At 37.4% G+C, this 17,430-nt stretch carries 12 protein-coding genes; 3 read left to right on the top strand and 9 right to left on the bottom strand.

Annotated elements, in window-relative coordinates; translation table 11 throughout:
- Positions 1 to 156: 156 nt before the first annotated feature.
- Together AC13DP_RS15665 and AC13DP_RS15660 are read left to right on the top strand one after the other, a co-directional pair.
- Entirely contained in the window at positions 157 to 1,632 is a 1,476-nt protein-coding gene (locus AC13DP_RS15665) for a Gfo/Idh/MocA family protein (protein ID WP_013074017.1), read from the top strand.
- Between the two features lie 27 nt (positions 1,633 to 1,659).
- Positions 1,660 to 2,505, top strand: coding sequence for a 3-keto-disaccharide hydrolase (locus AC13DP_RS15660; protein WP_228252019.1), 846 nt, complete (start codon positions 1,660 to 1,662; stop codon positions 2,503 to 2,505).
- Positions 2,506 to 2,596: 91 nt separating this feature from the next.
- Here the strand turns inward: AC13DP_RS15660 and AC13DP_RS15655 are convergent, their stop codons facing one another.
- The 9 genes from AC13DP_RS15655 to AC13DP_RS15615 form a co-directional block, all read right to left on the bottom strand.
- On the bottom strand, positions 2,597 to 3,250 hold the full coding sequence (locus tag AC13DP_RS15655) for a hypothetical protein (protein WP_483068078.1): 654 nt from the start codon (positions 3,248 to 3,250) through the stop codon (positions 2,597 to 2,599).
- Positions 3,251 to 3,320: 70 nt separating this feature from the next.
- A complete protein-coding gene (locus AC13DP_RS15650) occupies positions 3,321 to 4,337 on the bottom strand; it encodes a hypothetical protein (protein WP_483068077.1) in 1,017 nt (338 codons plus the stop codon).
- A 91-nt stretch (positions 4,338 to 4,428) separates the two neighbouring features.
- A complete protein-coding gene (locus AC13DP_RS15645; RefSeq protein ID WP_347407741.1) occupies positions 4,429 to 5,745 on the bottom strand; it encodes a RagB/SusD family nutrient uptake outer membrane protein in 1,317 nt (438 codons plus the stop codon).
- 21 nt (positions 5,746 to 5,766) lie between these two features.
- Positions 5,767 to 9,060, bottom strand: coding sequence for a SusC/RagA family TonB-linked outer membrane protein (locus AC13DP_RS15640; RefSeq protein WP_347407740.1), 3,294 nt, complete (start codon positions 9,058 to 9,060; stop codon positions 5,767 to 5,769).
- A 3-nt stretch (positions 9,061 to 9,063) separates the two neighbouring features.
- Positions 9,064 to 11,628 carry a zinc-dependent metalloprotease gene (locus tag AC13DP_RS15635; protein ID WP_347407739.1) on the bottom strand — a complete coding sequence of 855 codons (2,565 nt, stop codon included), beginning with the start codon at positions 11,626 to 11,628 and terminating at the stop codon, positions 9,064 to 9,066.
- Between the two features lie 95 nt (positions 11,629 to 11,723).
- Positions 11,724 to 13,325: a sensor histidine kinase gene (locus tag AC13DP_RS15630; protein ID WP_347407738.1), complete on the bottom strand. Its 1,602-nt coding sequence runs from the start codon at positions 13,323 to 13,325 to the stop codon at positions 11,724 to 11,726.
- Position 13,326: 1 nt separating this feature from the next.
- Positions 13,327 to 14,103, bottom strand: a complete 777-nt coding sequence (locus AC13DP_RS15625; protein WP_347407737.1) for a LytR/AlgR family response regulator transcription factor — start codon at positions 14,101 to 14,103, stop codon at positions 13,327 to 13,329.
- 552 nt (positions 14,104 to 14,655) lie between these two features.
- Complete coding sequence (locus AC13DP_RS15620; protein WP_483068076.1) at positions 14,656 to 15,756, bottom strand: nuclease/transposase family protein; 1,101 nt, start codon at positions 15,754 to 15,756, stop codon at positions 14,656 to 14,658.
- Positions 15,757 to 15,758: 2 nt separating this feature from the next.
- Positions 15,759 to 16,538 carry an RNA polymerase sigma factor gene (locus AC13DP_RS15615; protein WP_483068075.1) on the bottom strand — a complete coding sequence of 260 codons (780 nt, stop codon included), beginning with the start codon at positions 16,536 to 16,538 and terminating at the stop codon, positions 15,759 to 15,761.
- A gap of 433 nt (positions 16,539 to 16,971) precedes the next feature.
- Here AC13DP_RS15615 and AC13DP_RS15610 point away from each other — a divergent pair, with 433 nt between their 5' ends.
- Positions 16,972 to 17,211, top strand: a complete 240-nt coding sequence (locus tag AC13DP_RS15610) for a helix-turn-helix domain-containing protein (protein WP_013073783.1) — start codon at positions 16,972 to 16,974, stop codon at positions 17,209 to 17,211.
- Positions 17,212 to 17,430: the final 219 nt, after the last annotated feature.

The following is a 17,430-nucleotide window of genomic DNA, read 5'->3' as shown; positions in this document are numbered from 1 at the left end:
AAAACAATTAACAACTAAAAAATTATAAATAATCAAGTAAAGTAAATCGTTTTAGCTAATTTTTATATTTTTATAGTTCAGGATCAACCGATTTCCAGGTTGATCCGCTATTTAAAAATAAAACGAAATCCGAATACCCTAATTAAAACTAAAATCATGGACGACAAAAAAGAGAAAAAAACCTTCTCAAGAAGGAAGTTTATATCCCGAACCGCCACTGTTGCTGCCGGGATAAGCATTGTTCCAAGGCATGTTCTTGGAGGAGTTGGATATACGGCTCCCAGTGATGCGCTAAATATTGCAGGTATTGGCGTAGGCGGAATGGGAGCTGCTAACCTGGGAAATATAACTGGGCAAAATATTGTAGCCCTTGCAGATGTAGACTGGAAATATGCAGCCGGAACCTTTAACAGGTATCCCAAAGCTAAGAAGTATAAAGATTATCGAAAGATGTTCGATGATATGAGCAAAGATATTGATGCTGTTGTGATTGCCACTCCGGATCATACTCACGCGATAACAGCTGCAGATAGTATGAAATTAGGCAAGCATGTGTATCTTCAAAAGCCACTTACCCATTCTATTTATGAATCACGTTATTTAACCCAATTAGCAAAAGAAACTGGAGTAGCCACGCAAATGGGAAATCAGGGACATTCTGGTGAAGGCACTCGATTATTCGCCGAATGGATACAAAATGGCGAAATTGGCGACCCGATAGAAGCCCATTCCTGGACAAATCGTCCTATATGGCCCCAGGGACTGGAACGACCAAAAGAGCAACCTCCTGTTCCCGCTACCCTGGATTGGGATCTTTTTATCGGTCCTGCTAACTACAGACCTTATCATCCTTCGTATACCCCATGGAACTGGAGAGCATGGTGGGATTTTGGAACCGGCGCTTTAGGCGATATGGGATGCCACCTGATAGATCCGGTGTATTTTGCCCTAAACCTGGGACAGCCTATCGCCTTCGAGGGAAGTTCTTCACAGGTCAATACTGAAAGTGCCCCGATAGCCGAAAAGGTGACCTACTATTTCCCGGAAAGAAAAAAACTGAAAAACATAAAAATGCCCGAACTCAAATTTACCTGGTATGACGGCGGTTTATTACCAGAACGACCTGAAGGTATGATCCCGGGAAAAATTATGGGAGACGACGGCGGCGGAGCTATGGTTGTAGGAACTAAAGGAACCATTATTTGTAGTACTTACGGTCGCGATCCCTATATCGTAGGCAGGGAAAACGATCCTCCAAAGGTTAAAAAAACCATCCCACGTGTTTCCACCAGTCACGAAATGGATTGGGTTAGAGCCTGTAAAGAACCTAAGGGAAGCCGTACGGAAGCCAGTTCTAATTTTATGTATTCAGGACCATTTAATGAAGTGGTGGTGATGGGAGATCTGGCCGTGCGTTTACAGGATTTAAAGAAAAAACTGGAATGGGATGCCGAAAAAATGGAAATCACCAATATCAATGATAACGAAGAAATTAGGGTGGTAACTTCTGATAAGTTTACCGTGGTAGAAGGGGATCCTAAATTCGATACCCAGTATGCTACAATTAATGCAAAACAGGCATCACAAGAGTATATCAAACATAATTACAGAGAAGGTTGGAAATTATCATAATAACAGGTTGTATATAAATATAGAAGAATGAAAAGAAAAATAAGCTCATCAGGAATTACAAAAACGATCAATTTGCAGTTGGCAGCGCTTTTTATATCAGGTACTGTGCTGATAGGCTGTGGAGAAAGCAAAAAGAAATCATCAGACGAAGAGACGGTCGATACGGCAGCAAATACTGAAGAAACAGTTGCGGCTACCTCTCCCAATCAACTATCCGAAAAAGAGAAAGAAGAGGGTTGGAGATTATTGTTTGACGGTAAAAGCACCGATGGTTGGCGAGGCTACCTTAAAGATTCTTTCCCTGAAAAAGGATGGATCATTGAAGACGGAGCCTTAAAAGTTCAGGGTGCAGGTACCGGAGAAGCCGGTAATGGAGGAGATATCATCTTTGATGAGGAGTTTAAAGATTTTGAACTTTCCCTGGAATGGAAAATTTCGGAAGGAGGAAACAGCGGAATTTTCTATTTAGCAGAAGAGATAGAAGGAGAGCCTATTTTCACTTCGGCTCCTGAAATGCAGATTCTTGATAACGACAGGCATCCGGATGCCAAATTAGGTAAGGATGGCAACAGGCAGGCGGGCTCTTTATACGATTTAATACCTGCCAGGCCACAAAATGCTAAACCTGTAGGAGAATGGAATAAAGTGTCTATTCTTGTATACCGGGGAACTGTTGTACATACCCAAAACGGCGAAAATGTTGTGGAATATCACTTATGGACCGATGAATGGAAAGAAATGATTAAAGACAGTAAGTTTAAAGACTGGAAGAGTTTTCTAAATGCCGGAGGGGATGATAAAAAAGGCTATATCGGACTTCAGGATCATGGCGATGATGTATGGTTTAGAAATATAAAAATAAAAGAGCTATAAGAATCATAAACCGTTTATTATCATAAAATAGCAACACAAAAGCCTTACAGAAAATGTAAGGCTTTTGCATTTCAATGAAGTAGAAAAATAATCAATCCATATTCCAAATAGCTAAAAAACGTTCTTTAAACGCTAATGCTTCATCTTTAGAATGACCATCTTCAATATATAGCTTCATGGATAAGATTCTTTTTTGTCCACTGGGATGTGAGAACACTTCTCCTCCAAATATCTCCTGAAGTATTTCAAAATCACCTTGAATCAATTTGAATTTTTCCGGCTTTTTAAGATGAATCAAATGAATTGCGATCAGATCTGCCAGATACTCGGCTTTTTGATAATCGTTGGTGCTATTTCCCTTTGGAATAGTCGCTGCAAGATTAAAAATCTTCGCCTGAGGGAGCGTTGCCATATGAGCTACTTCATGAGTAAGAGCAAAGAGCTGAATGGCTTCATTTTCTAAATCAATCAATCCCTGACTCACTTCTAAATAATCCGAAGCAGCACCCGCATCAATATTTACATCTTCAGCATTAATATGAATTTCTTGTGGAGGATTCACATCAGGAATATCCTTAAACAGCGGAATGACCGAATCTTTATATAAGCTTATCAGCTTTTCTTCTTTGGTTTCCGATTGGGACTCCGGATTGGATGAATCCTCATCATTGCTCTGATTTTCGGAATGATGCTCATCACAAGCCCATAAAATTCCGAGAAGAAGAAGCAAAAAGTATTTATTCATTCTTATTATTTTATAAAAAAAGCAAGCATTCCAGAGGAATACTTGCTTTTTTTGCTATGGCTAATCTTTATTATTCTGCGTAGTAAGTGAAGGTTTTATCTACTGTAGCTGCGCCATCATAATAAGAATATGAAGCACTAACAGGATAACCATCTTCATTGTACTCATAAGGGATTGTATCATCAGCCAATGTTCCACTAATTGGGTTATTCTGATTTACTGATTGGATACCTACATTTATTGCAGCATATGCAGATGGATATAACTCAATAAAAGGATTGTTTTTATCATCATACTCAGCAGTAGAAACTAATCCATATTGGTTTTCTTCAATTACATTCCCATTTTCGTAAACGAATTTATTTTCACTCAAATCATCATCATCAGTATGATCAATTCTTTTCTCTATGGCTAAATCACCATTTTCATTATAAATATACTCATAAGTATAAACGAGATTGTCATCAATGGTGGTTTCAGCACCTACGATCTTACCATCCTCATAAGTATAGGTAGTTTCTTCATTTTTGGCTTCTACCTGAAGTGCAATGACTTGATTTTTATCATCGTAAACAAAAGAAGAAACTGTTGTTTCTGTACCATCAATTTCTTCAGAAATTTCAGAAACAAAGTTTGCCTCGTTATATGAATAAGTTTTCACTGAAGTTCCGAAAAATAAATCAACAACGGTATAAGTTTTTAGTTTTGTACCACTACCTACTTCTCCGCGTACGTTTACGGTTACCGTATATTCTTTTTCTGTACCATCTTCTGCAGTAACGGTAAAAGTTTTGGCTTCACCATCCACAAAATCTACCTGTTCTCCAGATGCAGGAGTAATCGTTGCTCCTTCAGAAATCGCAATATTCGGAATGATATCTTCTAAGGATGTTCCAAAAGGAACGCTTACAGTGATATTGGTACCAAGATCATAGTTAATATCGCTTTCATTAACATTATTAAACGTAAGACTGAAATCTGTAATTTCAGCCAATGAAGAAGGCTGTACAGCATTATCATCATCACTTGAGCAGGAGGTCAAGGCTATGGCGATAAAAGCAAAAATAATTGAAAATGTTTTTTTCATGATTAAATGTTTAAGGTGTTTAGGTTATCTTAGGTTTATATACTTAGGTAAGCTGCAAGATAAAATCAGCCCCACCCAAAAGTTTTTCAGATTATAAATCAGGATTATTAATAATGGCATCGTTGGGGAGCAAAAGCGTATACCGCTCATCTCCTTCTTCTAACGTATAGCTATTACCATTATAGGTTTTTCGTATTTCCGGTTGTGTGGTTCTTCTTAGGTCATTCCATCGATGTCCCTCAATGGCAAATTCTCTTCTACGTTCTTTTAAAATTTCGGTCAACAGGCTTTCATTATCCAGCGTATTTATAAAATCTTGGTATGCTGAAAATCCAGATGGGGTATACCTGTTCTCCGCAAAATCAAGTAGTGTCTCTTTGGCACTATCCGTTTGATTTAAATGAGCGAGAGATTCAGCTATAATAAAGTATAACTCCGATGTCCTGTAACTCACTTTAAATTTATTTTGTGCACTTTTCTTAGAGTGATATCGGCCATCATTATACTGTTCAAAATAAAGCGAAAACCTCAAATCTGATTCCGGATCATAGGCTGCTATCAAATCATCAGATATACTTGCTTTTGCTACAAGCTCCAGATCAGCTATCTTTTCCAGGGCTAAAATGGATTCCACTGAGTTATATTCTGACGGCATTATGGATGCATTATCATTAAGATTTTGAATATCAGCTTTTATGCTTAATGCTTCTTTCGAAAAGGCTATGGCTTCTTCCCAGTCTTGTTGATACAAGGCTACCCGGGCCCGAAATGCCAGTACTGCTATTTTTGAAAATCTGTAATTTAGTCCTTCCTCCTGTTGGCTCACCTTCACTAAAGCTTGTGCTTGTTCAAGATCAGTCAAAATTTGTGTATAGACGTCTTCCAAAGATTTTTTTGGATAGGCTTTTTCGGCATCATACTCGGTAACTATAGGTACTGCCGGTTCTTCGTTTGTAGCATTCTTATCATAAGGTTTTGCGTATAAATTAACCAGTTCAAAATATTGCATGGCTCTAAGTGCATAGGCCTCACCCACTAACTGGTCGATACTGTGTTGATCGCCTTCGATGTTATTCTGATTTTCTATAATATGATTACAGTAGAAAATAATAGTATAAAAACTGCCATATGGAAAAGATCTGGTAAGCGGACTCGCATTGCGATCATTCCATATAAAAATGTCTTCATATTGCTCAATTCCGGAAGCATTTGGATTTAATCGAAGCTCATCACTGCGATAGCTGGTTAGAATCTTACCAAGATTAGTGATCGAATATGCAGAAGTTAGAAAACTTCTATAATCTTCTACGCTTTTTGGAATGACCTGACCTACCGGTTGTACTTCCAAATAATCATCACAGGAAGTAAGGCCAATTATTAATGTAAAAAAGTAAAGTAGCTTTTTCATAGTACGGTGTTATAATCAGTATTATAAAGAGAGATTAAATCCTGCCGAGATAATTTTCGGAATAGGTTGTGCGTATAAGCTGCCATAAGTTTCAGGATCAAAGTACCCGTCGTAATCGGTTCCGATCACAAACATGTTTCGGGCTTCCAGATTAAAATTTAAACCTGAAATTCTCAGTTTTTCCAGTTGCTTCTTAGGGAGTGCATAGCTTAACCGAATACTACTAATTCGTATATAGGAAATATCTTTAAGCCATATATCCAGGTCTTTATAGGTATTCCCGGCATCGTAGGTATTGTACCAACTGTACAGCAGATTGGTATTGAATCCTGGCGAATTTGCTCCAATCAATGCAGGATATTTTCCTGTACCCGCTTTTAAAATATCCGTATTATAATTAGAACCCGGCTGAGCCTGAGTAGGGTTGTAAGTAGGCTCAGCTCTTACGGTTTGTTTAATATTGAAATTGGTTAAAACCCGAAGATCAAATTGTTTATACGAAAAGGTGTTTCTAAAACCACCGGTAAACTTTGGCATCCCATCGCCCGCATAGGTATATAAGTTTCTGTGATCCTCTCGTGATAACTGACTTCCATCTACTCCTTCTTCCAGATTATAAAACTCTACCGCAGTTACTTTTCTTCCGTTTTTCCAGAATAATGGTAGGCCATTACTATCCAGCCCGGCTGTTTTTAGCGCAAAAATAGCCCTAACACTATGGCCCTTTAAAGAAGGCTTCAGGTTGTTTTCCGGTATTTCAATATCTTCAACCACACTTTTATTATGCGCGATATTCAGTCCGCTTGTCCATCTAAAATTCGGGGTGTTGATATTGGTGGTATTAATCGATAACTCATATCCCTTATTACTTACCGTAGCCCAGTTTGTACTTATAAAGTTATAACCGTTCTCCAGGGGAATCGATCGTAAACCTATTAGATCTGTACTCTTTCTGGAATAATAATCTCCGGTTAGAAAAACACGATTATTAAACAGGCTCAAATCAAAACCGATGTTAGAAGATGTCGTTTTTTCCCATCTCAGGTTAGGGTTAGGTGCATTGGTTGCTCGTATAGCTTCTTCATTGGTTCCCGGAAGTATCGAGACATTATCATATTGACCCACAACAAAAGGAGAAGTGGATTTGTCGATATTTCCCTGCACCCCGTACGAAGCTCTAAGTTTAAGCATATCTATAGCATCAATATTTGCCATAAAATCCTCCTTATCTAAATTCCATGAACCTGCAAAAGACCATATTGGCAGGTATCGATATTTAGGGTTTACACCAAATAAGTTAGAGCCATCATATCTTAAACTCCCAAATACGGTATATTTCCTGTCCAGGGTATAGGATGCAGTTCCATAGAATGATGCAAAAACATTCTCATTATAGGTCTTTTTATAGGTATCGAATAACGAATTCTTCAAAGCCAATTCATTAATAATTGGAATGGTAGTGAGCGTATTCGAATTAAAACCAAATCCTTTGGTATGGATCTCAGTATGCTTGTTTTGTCTGAACTCGGTTCCTAACATCAGATCCAGCTCATGCCTTTTATTAAAAGTAGTGTTATAATTTGCCGTTGTTTTCCAGTTATACTGAAACACATCGGCGTTCCAGTTTTGGATAATTCCGCCTTCCGGCATATAATAATCATAGCCACCACTCACGCTGTATCTTGATTGCTGACGATATTTACGTGTATAATAACTGTTTTTATCGCTTACCTTTTCTGTACTATTAAAATCTAGTTGTAGCCCTAGTTGCGTAGAAAATTTTAAGTCCTCATTAAAATCATAATCAATATTAAAAATTGATTTCAATGAATTTGCTTTATACTCATGCGCTGTATTTCTTCGTTCTTCAAGAACATTATAATTAAGATTTAGATCTGAGCGTTCTACCAGATCCGGATCATACACATAATTGCCGGCGGCATCGGTTAATCTAAGGTATGGATTGGCATGCCTGGCATAATACGCCGGGTTTGTATAAGCATCAGCCCCAGATATATAAGATGAGGTTCTGTTTTGGCTTCCAAATAAGGCCACTCCAACCTTTAATTTATCGGTAATCGAAAAATTATCTTTAAGGGTTATATTAAAACGCTTTTGACCAGTGCCAATAGTTGTTCCCTGTTCATCAAAAAGGCCGGCAGAGAAATAATAATCATTATTTTCACTACCCCCAGAGATACTAAGCGTATACTGCTGATTTACGGCCATTTGGTATAACTCCTTTCCCCAGTTGGTATTCACGTTTCTAAGCTCATTAATGGCGTTTTGAGCTACTGAAGAAATGGCGTCGAACCCATTATTCTGAAAAATATCGTACTGATTATAATTATTTAAAATTCGGGCAACCGCTCCCCTGTTTTGCTGATAGGTAAGATCTGGTCTGCTAGCCAGGTAAAGTTCTAAATCTACCTTTTGCGAAGCATTCAATAAATTTAGTTTGCTAAAGTCTGGTCGTTGCGTCACAAATACATTGGCATTCGTATTTATACGCATTGCCCCTCTCTTACCTTTTTTACTGGTAATGACAATTACGCCATTTGCCGCACGGGCTCCATAAATTGAAGTGGCCGAGGCATCCTTCAACACGGTGATACTTTCTATATCTCCGGGATTTAATCCCGCGATAGGCGAAGATTGAAGGTTATCAATATTATCTTTATCTCTAAAATCTTCCGGAATATCATCGCCCTGTAACGGAATTCCATCAAGTACCCATAGCGGATCTGAAGAACCATTTAGCGTAGCGATACCACGAATCGAAATTTTCGAGGCAGCACCGGGAGCACCCGTGGTAGGCTGTACCATTACCCCTGGTAACTGTCCGGTTAACATCTGGTCTACCGTTGCCACACCAGCCTGCTCAATTTCTGCTACATCAACCTTCGCATAAGCCGATGTCGCCTTCCTTTTTTCAATTTTCTGATATCCAGTGATAATAACCTCATCAAGATTCTCTGAACTTTCTTTTAGAGTGATCCTTAAATTTTTAGTGTTATTCCCAAGTTCAATGGTTTTAGATTCAAATCCCATATACGAAATCACCAGGGATTTAATATTAGGATCGACCCTTAGTTCAAAATTTCCATCAAAATCGGTGGTTGTCCCCAGCATAGCTCCCTGCAGGATGCCTTTCTCGTCGGTTTGATTTCCAACCATTGAAGAGGATACGTAAACAGAAGCCCCGGCAATGGGCATTTCTGGTTTTCCCCCAACCACCGTACCGGTTACCAGAACCTGATCCTGGGCAATAAGTGCCAGTGGCATAAATATTAAAAAGTAGATTAATCTTTTCATTATCTAATTATTGAGATTGTATTCTATACGAGATATTAGATCTCTATAGTGTGCTTTAGTTAATTCGTCTCCTTTGTTTTTCTTCTTCTTAAGAAGCTTTAGTATTTTTTCCAGCGCATATCTTTTACTGGTACTGGCATCAGAAACCCTTGGGATATAAGAGAAATGAACATTTTTAAAATTCCTGTCGTTATCAGAAAGCGTATGTTCTTTGGTTTTCTTCAACAGCTCATTTCGATCTACTGTAAGTACGTCTACATAATTTTTCTGGGTAATTCTATCGAACCTGTTCAGATGCTTATTCTTTTTTGTGTTTTTGAAAATGGCTTCAAAAAGCCGATCAAAAAGGTATTCTTCGGTAAACACTTCTTTTTCATTCTTTGCAAGAATTTCATTTTCCGTGATTCGCATTAATCGGTCGGTTTTCAATAAAGCATAGATCATATTGGTCTGATAGATTCGCTGCATAGAAACCGGTGAGTAATAGCGTTCCCCATCGGGTGCATCCCTAACGGCAAAGACCTTATCAATCATAGCTGGCGTAAATAACCATTGCTGCGGAAGTATTGCATTTTGGATCACATACTCCAGCGCTTGTTTTTGCAGGTTTGCAGGAACCGGTTGGTAGCTTTCCTTGCCATCTCCATAAACGGTATTATTAAGATAAAGACCTCCAATATTCGCCATTACATGTTTATTATACAGCTCCCATTGATCGATAACCGACTTATATAATTTTGAAGCTTTATAATAATCCTGCCCTTCTTCACTGGTCCATTCCAGGATATTGGGCATTATTCGTTTAAGGTTTTTTAGTCCATATTCACTAGCTTTTACGGCATTATCCCCAAGATCTTCACTTTGCGACCTGGGATCCACAATATCCATCTGCTGCGGACCATAGAAATACAATGGATCGTTTTCATGTTTACGGATCCATTGATTGGTAAGTGGTAACTCCTTATGTGCTGTTTCAGCTCCCGTCCATCGATATCCCCAGTCGATCGCATATTTGTCATAAACCCCAATTTTAGGCGTAATATCAACCACGCTATCCTCGGGCTGGGCTACATAATTAAAACGGGCATAATCCATGATCGAAGGAGCCGTCCCTCCCATTCTTGAGGTAAAACTTTTAGATCGTAACGAATCTACGGGGTAACTATAAGAAGCCCCCATATTGTGTTTAAGGCCAAAAGTATGTCCTACCTCATGAGAAGAAACAAAGCGTATGGCTTCTCCCATATGTTTTTCTGAAAATGTATTCGCTCTGGCATTCGCATCGATCACTCCGGTTTGCACGCGAATCCAGGAGTGTAGTCCTTTCATCAAGTTATGCCACCAAATAATATCCGACTCTAAAATTTCTCCACTTCTGGGATCAACTACAGAGGGTCCCATGGCATTTTGTTGCTCTGAAGCGGCATAGGTAATCACAGAATACCGCACATCATCAATATCAAAGTCTTTATCCTCTGCTGAAGGGATTTTCACCTGTACGGCATTTTTAAAGCCGGCCTCTTCAAAGGCCACATTCCAGTCTAATACGCCCTGTTTTATAAAGGGCACCCACTGTTTTGGTGTAGAAGGATCTATATAATAAACTATAGGTTCCTTTGGCTCTACAAGTACGCCCTGCTGATATTTATCGATATCTTCTTCTTTAGGTTCCAGCCTCCATCGGGTAATAAGCTTTCTGGATTCCACCTCTTGTTGGGCATCGGTAAAATATTCCATCGGGGTTGAAAAGTACCCGATTCGTTGATCTCCAAATCTAGGTTTCATTACCTTTTTAGGCAGCAGCACAATGTTTGTCGTTACTCCTATAGAAAGTGGTAAGGCAGCACTCCCACCTTCACTAACCGAAGTGGTAAGCAGGGATTTGGCAACGATATTTTCGGGAAATGCCTTTATCTCTTCGATAAGGGATAAATTGGTTTTAATACTCCCTCCAAGGCCGATATTGGCCAGAACATCACTAAAGCTTTTTTCTTTTCCGCTAAAAATTTTATTTACTTTAAAAACAGTCGACGTAGAATCGGTATTTTGGGTAGTGATATCGAATTCCTCGATAATCGACTCGCTAAAATTATCTTTTACCGATAAGGTAATGGCGGCATCTCCCGGAGATTGCACTCTGGGATTTATGGTTTTTGCCCATACTTTTTTACGTACAGTATCTTTATAGAATCGAACAAGTTTGGTCTCAAATGCCATCCCTTTATTTAGGCCATGCCCGTTTAAAGCATAGGGAACACTGGAGATCTTATTTACGATGAGTAAATCCTGAGACATTAAAGTGTCTGGTATTTCAAAATAATAATCGTCTTCAATGGTATACACATTAAACAAGCCCTTTCTTACCTCACCATCCTTTAAGAATTTTTCATAGCTCAGTTCGTCACTGTCCACGCTTGTAGAATCCTCTGCACTCTCTTTATTTTCCTCCTTTTTCTTATTATCCTTTTTTTCTTCCTGGGCATTAGCCGTTATTCCGGTACTTAGAAAAGCTACCAGCATCATTAGGGCCCAGTGGTGAATAGTTAAATTCAATAAGAATTTTTTCATGAAATAGATTATTTAAAGTTTAAATATCTATTTGCTTAAGTGTTAATAAAAACCAAATGGAGTGAACTCTTTAAAAAAAGGAGTGAAGTTTAGTATTAGGATAACAGAGGTAGTATACAAATAAATTTATCTTCTACTATTTTCGTTTTAAAGCTATCAACTTCGTAATAATTATAAATATTCTTTAAATAAGTTAAGCCTATTTTATGACCTTCAATATGTTCTTTCTTTTTGGGAGAATAATTATTGGTAACCGTAACATGGGTATTATTTATTTCTACTTCAATGTTTAAAGGATTGCTTTTTGTGATTTCATTATGCTTTATGGCATTTTCCACCAGGGTTTCCAGGGACAGTACGGGAATTTTTTTATAGAAAATCAATTCATCATCACTTTGGTTTACAATCGTAATATTTAAACTGTTTTTAAATCGGATTTTATGCAGAAAAATATATTGCTCCAGGAAGTCCAGTTCTTTTTTAAGGCTCGTTAGATTATCATCCCTGTTTTCCAGTAAATAGCGATATACATCTGCAAGTTGTAACACAAATTTTTGGGACAGGTTGGGTTTGGATTCAATAAGATAGTGTAGCGAATTAAGCGTATTAAAAAGAAAATGGGGATTCATTTTCTTTTTAAGTTGATTTAGCTGCAGTACGGCATTTTCTCTTTGGTAATTTTCGTTGGCTATAGCCAGTTGTTCCTTTTCTTTCTGTACGCTTAAATTCTCGTTATATTCTTTTTTCAGCTGAAATCTTGCGATAAGCAGCAATGACATAAATGTGATAAAGGCCAGTAAACTAATCCAGGAAAAATAGCGCTGAACTTCTACAGTGGTATCCTGGAGATCAAACTTCACGAAATTAGCCACCACGATAAGTTCCTGATCTCCTATCATCACCTTGTCAAAATAGCGCACAATGTCCAATCCCAGATATTGCGAAATTCCGTTGTTTTTCAGCACCTCGTTATCAGATTGGTTTAGGATATCTGAAATAGCAAAGAAATCAAAATACGAGGGTATTTTTTTTCCAATATTGTCAACTTCGGGATGTAGCAGGCATATGCCATTTTTGTTGAAAACGGTGGTATAGGAATTTCGTTCCTTATATTTTTCTGAGTAGTATTTCCAAAATGCTTTTAAATCAACGTCATACCCCACAATCACAGTAGTGTCTTTATTTTTTTGAAAAACATAAGCCTTCCGGTTAAGTACTTTATCTTTAGAAATGATTATGGTATCCAAAGTTCCCTTTGCAGCGTCCAGCAGCATTTTTTTTTCTGGAATGGAAGGTTCACCAAATTTGGCTTTCGGTCTTAAATGCTCCGTTTCCTGAACACCGCCAGGCGTGATGGTATATACATAACTACTGGAATTTACCGCGTTCGATAAAGCTAAATCACTTACAAAATTCAGTTTGTTGATTACGGTGCTTAGGGGAACATCTGAAGCGTCTTCAATACTATTTTTAGCATAGTTTAAAAAACTGTTCAATTCTAGAAATTCAGAAGCTATAGTATTCTTTTTAGAATAAAGGTCTGTCTCTCTTACATCTTCCATCAGGCCTGAAGACACAGAAGTTATTTTTGGGGTAATTAAAGAGCTTCCTATAAAAAAGCCAATAATGATCAGAAGACTTAAATAGAAATATTTCTGATGTTTTCTAAACCGTCTTAAATAGTTAATAAGTTCCATTTTAATGATTTAGCCACTCTTTAAAAGCGTTGATCGTCATTGAACTTATTAATATGGGGCCGCCACTGCCGGGAGACGGACTTAATTCTATTTTTAGGCGATTTTGGCTATATTTTACAATAGATTTTATGGCATTATGACTAATAATAAATTTCCTGTTGATCTTAAAAAACTCTTTTGGAGCCAGTTTATCTTCTAAATTTAGAATCGTACTATCATACAGATACACCTGGTTATCCCTGGTAAACAGGAATAAAGATTTATTCTCTGCCATAAAATAGGCGATTTCTTCACTTTTAATCGATATTAATTCTTCTCCCTGAGAGACAAGGAAACGATTTTGAATTTGTGGTGTTTGTAGATCCGGTAATGTTGTTTTAAGCCGTTCCAGTAAATTCTCTACATGATCAGCGTCCTTTTTACTACCCACAAAGTTGATGTATTTTTCCAGGGCTTTGTCGAGTTTCTGCTTATTATAAGGCTTAAGTAGGTAATCAATGGCAAAAAACTGAAACGACTGTACCGCAAAATGATCAAAAGCGGTGGTAAAAATAATGGGAATTTGAATGTTTAAGGCATTAAAAATTTCAAAGCTTTCCCCATCTCCCAGGCTTATATCGCTAAAAATGAGATCACAGGAATTACTTGTAAACCATTCCTTTGCCTGTTTAATATTCTCTAACCTGGCCACTATTGTAATCTCGTATTTCGATTTTAACAATAAGCTTTCTAAGGATTCTGCCGCTAAATCTTCATCTTCAATAATTACGACTTTCATTGTAGGGATAACAGTCTTAAATGTTGATTTTTAGTACTCTATTTTAAAAAAACTAGGCAATATTACTAAAAACCAAGAAGGATAAATTCATTTTGATTGCTAATCTTTAGAGTTTTAAGAATATATCTTATTTTACTCGTTTACTTTTCATTTATCTCAATTTTAAGGATTTAAAAAACTATTTATTTAAATATGTTTAAAAAAACTGATATCCTTTAAAGTACCCCAAGCTCTCTTTTTATCCTGCAAGTTCAGGATACTATTGTAGCTTAAGGCCAACTATTGTACAGGCTACATGCATTTAGTGAGTGTTATTAAGAAACCTCAGCTTGCGGGTGTATAAGCATCCTCTTTATGGAGTTCAAACCACTACTATGGCGATGCTGACTTTAGGGGGATTGTATATTATGCATAGGTCAATTCATCATAATTACAATTCATTTCAGTAATTAAGCCTAGCACTAATTGTTGTATATGCGATTTGCATTTAGTGAGTGTCATTAAAAATCTAAACCTCACCTTACGGGTGTACAAGCACCCTCTTAATGGGGTTTAATCCACTATAAGTTCAATTCCGGCCTTTTCGGCCTTATATTTTATTTTAGTCATCAGCTCATAATAATTCCAATTCCTTAACACAAATCCGTTTTCATTTTTGGCGATTTCTATTTTATCTTCCTGGTTTAGCAAAATAAGCGTTCCGGCTTGAAGTTTAATACAAAAATCAATAAGCTTTCGACTGTATACATGCAAGCGGTTACTTATATAGTCTTTTTCATGGTTATGGAATTTTTCTACTGCTTTTGTTTTACGTTTACGCCCTTTTCCCGGTCTGCAATAGGTAGCCCCGGTTTGCGTTCTTCTTCGAGCAGCCTGTATGGCTAACCTCCTGTATAAAAACTCTTCACGATTGCCAATACTCAATTTTTCCTTACCGGATTTCACCATAATAGGATATTCAAGCGATAAAGAAGCTTCTGCAGTGATTTCCGGTTTTAGGCTATGCTTTTCTTTTTCAATTTCAAAGGTAGCCAGCATAAAGATCTTATTGTCTTTTAATTTGATGTGGGAAGTACACAGTTTGGTTTGCCCAGCTACCAGCTGTTCCAACAACTTTTTCTTATCGGTACGATCCCTTCCCAAATACGTCTTTAGCGGGATCGAGAATAGTCGAAAACGAAAGGTACTTTTTTCCTTATCATAGGACAATCCATGAACTCCATCCCTATGAAAAGGAAAGGCCATATTTCTTTTGAAATTCATCACCGAGCGTTCTCCTCTCCAGTATTCCTCACGGTAATAATTAAATGTCGTTATGATTTTTTTGTTTAGTGCATTTAAAATGAGGGTGGGTATTTCTCCTTTAAAGCGATTGGATAACACGCGGTAAATGGAATTCATCCGGGAACGATTTAGGAGGCCTGCTTCATCTTTCTTTTCATCGACCAGTTTATATCTTATCCCTTCTGATAGATAAAAGAATTCCTTGATCATTTCCTGAATATACAGATGGGTTATAATAAGATTAGCCGCCCTATAGCTACGGTTTTGCCAGCGGTATAGCGTAACAAGTGCCTCCTTTCTTTCTTCTTTGGTAGGAGCATCCACCTTCAATTGCATGGTTCGGGTGAGCTGAATGGTTTCTTTAGCCATGCTTATGCCGATTGTTGTTGTTCGTGTTTTTGCTGTAGCAACCTATAGGCGGTCATAAATTCCTTATGCACTTCCTTTTGAGAAAGTTTCAGTTCTTTGGCTATAGCCGCAAAGGAGTACTGCTTTTCATTACGCAGTTGTAATACCTGTTCCTGTTCCGCAGTCATCTTGCCCTGTAGTTTTACCGTAACCACCTCTTTTGGTTTGGTTTCCAAATCGTTTCCTTCATGGATAATTTTTTTAATATCCTCGATCGCTCTTTTTACCTCGTAACTGGTGTAAGCGGTACTGGTTCCCATAACCTGGGCAATGTTTTTATATTGAAAACCATAGGTTATGCAGAGTTCCAGGAGACGACGTCTTTCTCCACTTAACAACGGAAAAACACGTCTTATCCGGTCGAAAGCTTTCTGATCGGCTTCCTGATCCTGTAAATGTGGATCTTCTGACTCCGGATCAAATCCGTGCATATATTCCTGGTAGTCCGGAAAAAACTCCAGTCTGCCCATATTCCGGTGAAACTTATTCCTGGGGTGGCAATAGTAATAGGTACACTGGCGTTTCATCACATGAAGAAGGAAGTAGCGAATATGTTTAGGATCTTCTATATGATCTCTTTTTTCCCATAACTTTAGGAACGTATCCTGAACAATGCTCTCAATAACAAATTCATCCTTAATTAACTGCTTCCCCATCCAAAAGAGCTTATGCTGATATCTGGCATAAATAAATTCCATGGCATCAGGATGCCCTTCTTTTAAAAGTTTAAACTCACGTTCCATAGCCAACAGTTTTTAATGTTGGATCGGATCTTCGAATAGATACTGCATTTATAACTAATACGAGTCTAGCGGTATGGAGTATAATTTTCATAATTTGCTGTGGTTTGTTTGTCTTTAACTAATTTGAAACCATAGGCTTTCCCAAACAGCCGTTAAACTTTAGGGAAGACTACGTAGCTCGAGGGAAGGCTTTCTGGCTTCTAACCTAGCCGTATTGGCTAATTCATTAAATAGTGGTTTGTTTCTTCTTATAGGTTTAGTTTTAAATCTCAAAGAATTTTACATGATAAATTCAATGATGAAATTATGGTTTAACGTAAAAGGCTGTACTTGTAGTTGTTGGATAAAGATATAAATAATTTCTTTTTTGTTGTAATATACACCAACAATATTTTTGATTTTTTTACTCATCTTAGGTGTAGAAAGGGCTAAGATGCAAAACGAGAAAGATAAAGTTGATTTTTTAATCCAATTTGGTTCTAATTTTGGTAAAATTAGAAAAATGAAAAACTTAAGTTTTAGGGCTCTTTCCCAAAAATGTGATTTAGACTACGCTGATCTTAATAAAATTGAGAAAGGAAAAAGGAATATTACTCTTACTACTATAGCTGAACTAGCAAGGGGACTCAATGTACATCCTAAAGAATTATTCGATTTTGATTTCACGCCTTAATTATGGCATAAAAATTATTGAATAATATTAAAGCAATCTTGAGTAACAATTTTAAAATCCGGCCTACCCCTTCATCTAAAAATTAAAATCTTCTTCTCGTTCTTAAAATATAACTGCTATAAAAAAGGTGACAAAAATGAATCTGCCACCTTGAATGTTTTCACAACGGAATAATCCTTATTGTGAATTGCTTTCAGAATTATAATACAAATATACAAA

The organism is Zunongwangia sp. L-65, assembly GCF_056859415.1.
Note: the sequence above shows the minus strand (reverse complement) of the source record. Positions and strands in the feature narration are given on the sequence as shown.

What these genes read in the sequence shown, in the direction of transcription:
- AC13DP_RS15620 (WP_483068076.1), bottom strand. Translation starts at nt 15,756, where the DNA reads ATGGCTAAAGAAACCATTCAGCTCACCCGAACCATGCAATTGAAGGTG.
- AC13DP_RS15650 (WP_483068077.1), bottom strand. Translation starts at nt 4,337, where the DNA reads ATGAAAAAAACATTTTCAATTATTTTTGCTTTTATCGCCATAGCCTTG.
- AC13DP_RS15635 (WP_347407739.1), bottom strand. Translation starts at nt 11,628, where the DNA reads ATGAAAAAATTCTTATTGAATTTAACTATTCACCACTGGGCCCTAATG.
- AC13DP_RS15640 (WP_347407740.1), bottom strand. Translation starts at nt 9,060, where the DNA reads ATGAAAAGATTAATCTACTTTTTAATATTTATGCCACTGGCACTTATT.
- AC13DP_RS15615 (WP_483068075.1), bottom strand. Translation starts at nt 16,538, where the DNA reads ATGGAACGTGAGTTTAAACTTTTAAAAGAAGGGCATCCTGATGCCATG.
- AC13DP_RS15645 (WP_347407741.1), bottom strand. Translation starts at nt 5,745, where the DNA reads ATGAAAAAGCTACTTTACTTTTTTACATTAATAATTGGCCTTACTTCC.
- AC13DP_RS15610 (WP_013073783.1), top strand. Translation starts at nt 16,972, where the DNA reads ATGCAAAACGAGAAAGATAAAGTTGATTTTTTAATCCAATTTGGTTCT.
- AC13DP_RS15665 (WP_013074017.1), top strand. Translation starts at nt 157, where the DNA reads ATGGACGACAAAAAAGAGAAAAAAACCTTCTCAAGAAGGAAGTTTATA.
- AC13DP_RS15630 (WP_347407738.1), bottom strand. Translation starts at nt 13,325, where the DNA reads ATGGAACTTATTAACTATTTAAGACGGTTTAGAAAACATCAGAAATAT.
- AC13DP_RS15655 (WP_483068078.1), bottom strand. Translation starts at nt 3,250, where the DNA reads ATGAATAAATACTTTTTGCTTCTTCTTCTCGGAATTTTATGGGCTTGT.
- AC13DP_RS15625 (WP_347407737.1), bottom strand. Translation starts at nt 14,103, where the DNA reads ATGAAAGTCGTAATTATTGAAGATGAAGATTTAGCGGCAGAATCCTTA.
- AC13DP_RS15660 (WP_228252019.1), top strand. Translation starts at nt 1,660, where the DNA reads ATGAAAAGAAAAATAAGCTCATCAGGAATTACAAAAACGATCAATTTG.